This is a genomic window from Fibrobacter sp. (assembly GCA_024398965.1).
Classification (GTDB): domain Bacteria; phylum Fibrobacterota; class Fibrobacteria; order Fibrobacterales; family Fibrobacteraceae; genus Fibrobacter.
Genome location: JAKSIF010000082.1, coordinates 1 through 7,272, shown reverse-complemented (window position 1 = coordinate 7,272; position 7,272 = coordinate 1). Strand labels below are relative to the sequence as shown.

The window sequence follows — 7,272 nt, the reverse complement described above, 5'->3', positions numbered from 1 at the left end:
AAGTACTTCGACTGCCAGAGAAAAGCAAAACCATACATAGGCCAGTGCCAGAACATGTAAGCCAGACATGCCCATGAAGGGAATGGAGGTCGCTTTGGTACCTTAACTCCTTGCACGTCCTCAATCCTGCCGATAACGGTTTCAAGACGTTTGACGGTCTCGTTCTGTGTATCTGCAATCTCCTTGGACTTCGTCTGTTGCTTGTCAATAGCACTCTCATGCTTCTTGTAGAGATTATATCCGGTCAGAATGTCGTTCATGAAACCAGTACACTTTACAAGAGCATTCTCAGGAGTGATGACATCGATACCTGCTTCTTCCTGCTTACGTCTGCTCTCTTCACGTTCCTTGCGCTTCGCTTCTTCTCTGTGATCAGCTGTATAGTTGTACATCGTTTCCAAGATGAAACAGAAGTCATGCACGTCAATATCTTTGAGCATTTTGTCTGTAAACTCGCCATCGATAGGCGGATTCTCCGTCACATCAACAGATTCAGAATCTGGCTTACTGACAGGAACAATGACATCAGCATCCTCGACCTGCTCAGAAGATTCAGCAGGATGTGCAGACACAGTCTGTGAAGAGACAACTGTGGATGAAATATCAGCCATCTTGTCTTTCACTTCCTGAACCTTCTCCTTGGTTATCATCCTTGCAGGTTTAAGCTTGGGTTTTGTAGTATTATTCGGCATATTCTAAATGTATTAACGATGGAACTTAGGTCTATTCCTTTTCTTCTTCTCGTCATCATCATCGTCATCGCCCCAGCCACTGGAACTGCCACCACCGCCACCTCCTGAGGTCGGAACCACAGTCGGACCAACGGCAAGTTCGACAGCTGCAGCAGCCACGTTGGAAGCAAGTTCGGCAGCCGCGTCGGTATCGAAAAAGGCAGAATCGTTATTATCATCATAGATATTCACGCTACTGTCTTCGACATACTCGTCTTCCTTGCCAAAGGAAACTTTCGGCAGACGGACATCGGAATCCATATCGTCAAACTTGACCTCATGAATCATTGGTTCATCAGGCAACCACTGGTCTTTAGGCAACAGAGCGTTGATGTTGTACAACTGCTGGTTCAACATGTAGAAAGTCAAACTGCGTCGGTCAACCTGATAACCACTCATTGAGACATTGCCTTTGGTGAAGACAACTCCCATGCCTTTGCCACCTTCACGAGGTGCGACCTTGACCTGAATGCCTTGCTCCTTCATACGATCGATGAAATCCTGCCATGTACGACTGCCAGGCAATGCTTTCTGTGCTGCATCAAAGATGGCATACTTGACAACTGCCTTGCCTTTGAGTCGGTCACGGTTGACCTTCATCTTGCCATCACTCCAGTGAAGACCATAGTGTCGGGTCATCGCCTGACAAATGGCGATTGCCCTTTCTACATCACATCCGTCAGATATGGTCTTGCCGAAATCGTTGACTCGGTTATAGACAACATGCACATGGTCATGGTCGTGGTCATGGTGTCGGAAGATGACAAACTGGGTATCAGTGATGCCCATCTTCTTCATATACTCCATTGCCAGTTTACGCATGAATCCGTCAGTGCAACGATGTGCGTCTTCTGGAGGAAATGAAAGCGCAAAGTGTCCGACACAATTCTGCACCCTTTGGTTCATCATAGCCTGAATCTTGAAAGACTTTGCTATGGTGTAGTTGCTCCGAAGATCAACTCCGCGAGAAGCAAGAATTGTTGTGTCCTTGTCCTTGATGTCGTTTGCATAATTGACGATTCCCCCGAAGGTAGAACCGTTACTTATCTTGGGCATCATATCCAGCGGTAGATTATGTCGAGTACACCATGAAGCCTTGAACGCAAATCAAGCATATCCTTTGCCACACTGCTGAAGCCAGCCTTGTTGGCTTGGTATGCCAACTGGTTGAGATTTCCAGCCATGTTAGCAGCTGCCCTGAAGTCCTTGGCGAAGTCAGGATCTATAGGAGCCTTGACATAGCCGTTCATAGTCATCTGGTTCATGTACTCTGAGTCAGACATCCTGTTTTCATCAGCAGCGAGTTCGACGCATTTAGCCTCTTCAATAGTGAAGTAAGCCTTCTTGCATACGGTTCGCTTCTGTTCCTCTGCTAAGGGTGGACGACCTCCCTTATGTTTACGAGAAGAGTTAGGGGTTTGGGGTTCTTGGGTATTATTCATAATAGCCTCCTTCACATTTATGTGCCAGCATCTTGATGCTCCCGACCGAAGGGATGGTTGTTTTCTGGGCATAGAAAACATACACTTGCTCCCCAACCCCGTAAAACCCCTTACCGCAAAGCGGTCGTTACGTCTGACGGACATCGTTTCAGCTCTGCTGGATCGTGTCAGATACAAGACTTAACGAAGGTAAAACCAAGGTTATAGCCGTAGGCATCGAAGATGTTTGCAATAGATGAATAGACAGGCTGCAGGACAGGTGGTGAGCCATCGGCAGAGCCATGGTCTTACGACCTCGACAAAGCCTCCAGAAACGGATTTTACGCATGATAGCGGACTGTGGTCAGAGACACCTCGCTGACCTCTGTCTGCTGCGTAATGTCCGAGTAGAAGGATGGTCTCGAATCAATGCCAGGGCGACTCTTACTACATATAATATAGTATGTGTCGCTTTGGCATCCCTTCACCCTTGGGTGTGTCTATGCCGGAAAGCCTGGTTCACTGCTTGTGCCTTGAATGAGGATCAAGAGGTGAAACTGGTCATAAATCCAGCATTGACAAAAGGGAAAAGGGTAAGGCATGGTGTGTCTGCCAAAGGACATCACCATTCTGTTGTTCCTGCAAGGCTCTGAGGATAGGCTATGACAGCGTACAACTGCTGACCATGCCCATCATCAGAGATACCTGTCAGCCCTGCACCTCCTTTCCAAGCGTATCTGCCAACTTGTTCTCCTGAGCAGCAAGATTCGGCAGACGCTTCTTCTTGTCCTTCATGAGCGCATGGAGTTCCGATAAGGCATACGTCTTACGCTTTCCCCAGCGTGAAGGAATCAGATAGCCATTCTTCTCCCAAGTCCACAAGGTGGTCTTGCAGACATGGAATTTAGCAATGACCTCGTCAGTCGTTAAATAGGTCTCGTCCTTTGGAGCCATTGCCAATTCGGCATCTCGCATAGCGATAGTCTTCTCGATAATGGTCTCTGCGAACTGGACAAGATCCTCGCCAGTGACCGTGAAATTCATGCGACCACCAGCCTGAATCATTGAGTATAAATCCATTATTCAGCCTTCTTTTGGTTAGTATTATCCGGCACTTGCTGAGTGCCAGAGTTATCAACACCAGAGAAGAGGTCTTCCTGCATGTAACCGCCACGTCTGGCAGTACCAGGATTAACACCTTCTCGCTTCTCACCATCATTCTGACTGCCAGCCTTTGCCTCCTTGGTTGCAGCACCCTCGGTTGCAGTAGCCACATTCTGAGTGACAGGTGAGCCTTCCTTCTTCTGCCCCTTTTCTTCGCTTGCTCCATCAGGCGAAGGTGTTGGGTCGGCAGATACCTTGTCATCAGCCTTTGGAGCATAGGCTGAGATACGGTCTGCCAGATAAGGGAATGAAAGAACCATGAACTTCTTGTGCATGTCGATCGTGAGAACATCACGTTCGGCAAGTCCATTGAGGAAGTCACGAACCTTGTCCCTGTGCCAATCCCACACTCGTGCGAGTTCGGAAACCGACGTTACCAGTTGCCCAGGGGTAACGACCAGTGGAGTACCCTCCTTGGTCATTGCACCTGTAGGCTGCTGGCAGGTCTTGTTGAGAAGGTCGCGGAAAGCATCGACTCTCAACACCTCTTTCTTGTGAACTGGACAGAGGTAATCCAGTAGGTCAAGACTCACTGCATGAGTGAGGAAGACCTCATGAGTAAAATGCTTCTGTGACATAGTAAGTATATCAGTGATAAAAGCGGTTGATTCTCTCGGTACCTGATGACCAATCCATTGGTCAGGAGGTGGGGGTATTCATTGAATATGCTTCTTCTTTGATTTGCAGTATTAAAAGGTTTGACATGTGTCCTGTCGGCAGATGCGGTATAGGGACATCTGCCAGACAGAACGTTAGTACATCAGAGCAAGTGTGGCAGAGCAGGTGTGTCAGTTGATCATGTCAACGAGTTCACGCTTCATGTCATCATCGATGGTGCGGTATCTGGCGAAAGCCTTGGAGCCTTCGACATGACCTGACATCGAGCCAATAAGGTCTGGATCCTTGACCTTCTTGTACATGTTGCCGATGAAGGTGCGTCGAGCCATGTGGCTGCTTGCAATCTCATTGAGTGGTCTCTTCACCTCGGTGCGAGTCTTCGGGTCGAGTACCGAAACGATGCGAGTCACATCTGCCATGGTACAGAGTTTCTTGATGTCATCGTTGTACTCCCAATCCTCGAAATAAGGGAGAAGCGTGGTCTTGCGCCAACTATACCTGTCAAGGATTTCACGAGCCTTCTGGTTCAGCGGAACTCTCACAAGTCTGCCTGAGCTCTCGGCAGTCTTATGTGGGATGTACTCCAAAGCACCATTGACGATGTTATCCTTGGTGAATCTGCCAATATCACCCATACGGCAACCAACACAGCACTGGAAGATGAAGATGTCACGATGGAACTTCAACTGGTTCTTCTCGGCAGACAAATCAAGGTTCCAGATTCTGTCTCTTTCTTCAAGAGTCAGATACCATGGAGTGCCATAGGTCGGAGCCTTCAACTCGAAGCGGCTGAACGGCTTTGTCGTTGGAATGCCGTTGAAGTCAACCCACTTCATGACAGTACGAAGGCGGTGAAGAATGTCATACGCACCATTCTCGGACATTTCTGCCCTTGGCTTCTGCCACTCCTTCAGGTCTTCAAAGATCTCAGGATGGTCTTGGAAGATGATATACTCGTCAAGAAGGTACTCCTTGAAAAGATAAAGGTCTTCCTCGGTAATGGCTTCTGCATACATGACATAGCCTTTGCGACGCTTGACATTCTGCATGTAAAGCTCGAAGTGCTTAATCTTCTTGATGATGGTATGCGAGGTATAGATGGTACAGTTAGCCACCTTTCGATGGTTATAGTACTCTGTAATCTGGTTGGTCAGTCGGGTATCGATGCCATCCTCAGAATAAATCATGTTGGGATGGTGATACAACTGAATGAGGTGCTTCAACCACTTGCCATCAACTCCCTTGTGATACTTGTCATTGATAAGGTCGGTGATTTCCCTGACCTTGCGGTCGAGTTCACGCTTGACTGCATCAGAGACAGTATTCACACGGAGCTTGTAGCCTTGGCGGTCATCACTCCAGTGATTGGCATTGATGGAGAGTTCGCTGGCAACCTTGATGTCGAGTTTGCCATCACGAATACGGAAGAATATGGTGCTCTTGTCAGTAGTGTTGTTCTTGGCAACCTGCTTCTGACGGATAAATGCTGTAACTTTCATCTTGCTTGTCTTTAGATGGTTAGTTGATTATGATTACTCAATACCTTCAAGTGCATCCCACTTGCAATCGTCATCAATGTGGCGATAGCGACGGAAGGACTTGGAACCAGGCATATGACCTGTCATAGAGCAGATCAATTCAGGGTCTTTTACCTTCTTGTAGATGTTGGCAATGAAGGTCTTTCTTGCCGTATGGCTTGTAGCAACCATGTACAATGGGTATCGTGTAAACTCCTTTGTGTCTGGGTCTCTGGCTGTCACCATGCGGTCAATCTCACAGAGAAGCAGCAGCATCTTGATGCCATAAGCATACATGTTCTTGTTGCGATATGGGAAAAGGCGACCACTGCGCTTGTCCATATTGCGCTCGATAATCTCTTTTGCCTTATCATTGAGAGGAACACGGCAGAAGGAAGAAGGTGCTCCTTCGACTGCATTCTCACGAGTCTTCTGAGGAAGATACTCGATGAAGCCATCCTCAGTGATGTTACGAGTAGTGAAAGCATAAAGGTCTGACACACGGCAACCAACCAGACACTGGAACATGAACATGTCTCGGTAAAGAGAGAGTCCGGGATGCTTGGTAAGGTCTGTATAATAGACCTTGTCACGCTCTTCAAGAGTGAGATAGATAGGGTCAGCATAGACATCAGGCTTGATTGTCAGCTTCTTGTACTCCATGTTGGAACTATAGCCGTTCTTGGTCATCCAGTTCATGAAGGCACGGAAATGACTTCTGACGGTCTGCATATAGTTGTTGGTGTACTTGATAGGTGGCTTCTTGTCAATGTGGAACTGACGATACCAGTCATAATGCTCATCATAGTAGATGTACTCGTTCTCGACATACTCATAGAAGTCGTAGAGATCATCTATTGTGAAGGTGTCGGGATAGAGATTGAAGTCTTTCTGACCTTCAAACTCTCGCTTGAACAACTCATAGCGACGTAGTTTCTTGATGGTGGAAAGGTAGCAAGCCTTTCTCCCATGGCTGACATCACAATGCTCAACGTACTTCATGAACCAATCAGGAACTGTGCCTTTGTCAAGGTTTTCAAGTGAAGTGTCCTTCTCGTTGTCCTCGCAAGGCAGAGGTGAGAATGGCTTAGGCTGTTCTGCAACTGGGTGAAGGTAGCCATTGATGGTTTCCTTCAGCCACTTGCCATCACGCATCGGTGTGAAGTCTGCTTCGATAAGTCGGAAGATGTCTTGCAACTTATCATTGAATGCCTTTGTACCGCCTTTGCCCAACTTGGTGGTGCGTCTGTAACCTGGTACTGACTCATCCCAAAGCGTTGGGTCTGCCATGAGGTCGGTGCGTACCTTCAAATCGTTATTGCCCTCTCGTACTCGGAAGATAACCTGACGGAGGTTCTGGTCTTCGCCCTTCTTAGGGGCATTATGTAGTGAAACTGAGATTTTCATTGTGTACTCCTTTTTATTATATGTATTGCGATTGTAGGAGTCCGGCTATCCTTGAAATGCGTCGGCAAAGGTAAGGATTTTCGGACGGATAAACCTTGTTAATTGTTGACTTTCAGTCTTTTATTAAATCTATTTAATTACTCACAAAGAGATTAGACTTTCTAATTAGACCTCATGGTGGGTTTGCGTTCATTTGCACATACCAAACTGAGACAGGATTATTGAGTTCAATCCGTTTAGGGTACGTAGATTTGTGGGAAACTCTGGGAAACAAAATCGGTAGTTCCCGACCGAAGTTCCCAACCATCCCGAAGTCATCCCTTTTCGGATGTTTTCCGTTATTTTCCTTTGTTTTACCCATATCGCTGATTTTAAGTTGTTTACATTCAGTTTCAGCCAGTATATGAGTTTAAC

At 47.1% G+C, this 7,272-nt stretch carries 7 protein-coding genes; all 7 read right to left on the bottom strand.

The features are described from left to right. On the bottom strand, window positions 1–692 hold a 692-nt coding region (locus MJZ26_14355; GenBank protein ID MCQ2106959.1), incomplete at its 3' end, for a hypothetical protein. Between the two features lie 12 nt (window positions 693–704). After that, window positions 705–1,790, bottom strand: coding sequence for a relaxase/mobilization nuclease domain-containing protein (locus MJZ26_14350; protein MCQ2106958.1), 1,086 nt, complete (start codon window positions 1,788–1,790; stop codon window positions 705–707). Continuing rightward, window positions 1,787–2,173, bottom strand: coding sequence for a hypothetical protein (locus MJZ26_14345; GenBank protein MCQ2106957.1), 387 nt, complete (start codon window positions 2,171–2,173; stop codon window positions 1,787–1,789). Before MJZ26_14345 ends, MJZ26_14350 begins: the two co-directional genes overlap by 4 nt. A 687-nt stretch (window positions 2,174–2,860) precedes the next feature. Further along, entirely contained in the window at window positions 2,861–3,232 is a 372-nt protein-coding gene (locus tag MJZ26_14340; GenBank protein MCQ2106956.1) for a helix-turn-helix domain-containing protein, read from the bottom strand. Further along, window positions 3,232–3,894, bottom strand: a complete 663-nt coding sequence (locus tag MJZ26_14335) for a hypothetical protein (GenBank protein MCQ2106955.1) — start codon at window positions 3,892–3,894, stop codon at window positions 3,232–3,234. The genes MJZ26_14340 and MJZ26_14335 overlap by 1 nt, the downstream gene beginning before the upstream one ends. 210 nt (window positions 3,895–4,104) lie before the next feature. Then, window positions 4,105–5,433: a hypothetical protein gene (locus tag MJZ26_14330; GenBank protein MCQ2106954.1), complete on the bottom strand. Its 1,329-nt coding sequence runs from the start codon at window positions 5,431–5,433 to the stop codon at window positions 4,105–4,107. Window positions 5,434–5,466: 33 nt separating this feature from the next. Then, window positions 5,467–6,858, bottom strand: a complete 1,392-nt coding sequence (locus MJZ26_14325; protein ID MCQ2106953.1) for a hypothetical protein — start codon at window positions 6,856–6,858, stop codon at window positions 5,467–5,469. Window positions 6,859–7,272: the final 414 nt, after the last annotated feature.

Bases quoted from the DNA above. Each gene is read 5' to 3' on its own strand.
- MJZ26_14345 (MCQ2106957.1), bottom strand. From the start codon at position 2,173: ATGAATAATACCCAAGAACCCCAAACCCCTAACTCTTCTCGTAAACAT.
- MJZ26_14350 (MCQ2106958.1), bottom strand. From the start codon at position 1,790: ATGATGCCCAAGATAAGTAACGGTTCTACCTTCGGGGGAATCGTCAAT.
- MJZ26_14335 (MCQ2106955.1), bottom strand. From the start codon at position 3,894: ATGTCACAGAAGCATTTTACTCATGAGGTCTTCCTCACTCATGCAGTG.
- MJZ26_14325 (MCQ2106953.1), bottom strand. From the start codon at position 6,858: ATGAAAATCTCAGTTTCACTACATAATGCCCCTAAGAAGGGCGAAGAC.
- MJZ26_14330 (MCQ2106954.1), bottom strand. From the start codon at position 5,433: ATGAAAGTTACAGCATTTATCCGTCAGAAGCAGGTTGCCAAGAACAAC.
- MJZ26_14340 (MCQ2106956.1), bottom strand. From the start codon at position 3,232: ATGGATTTATACTCAATGATTCAGGCTGGTGGTCGCATGAATTTCACG.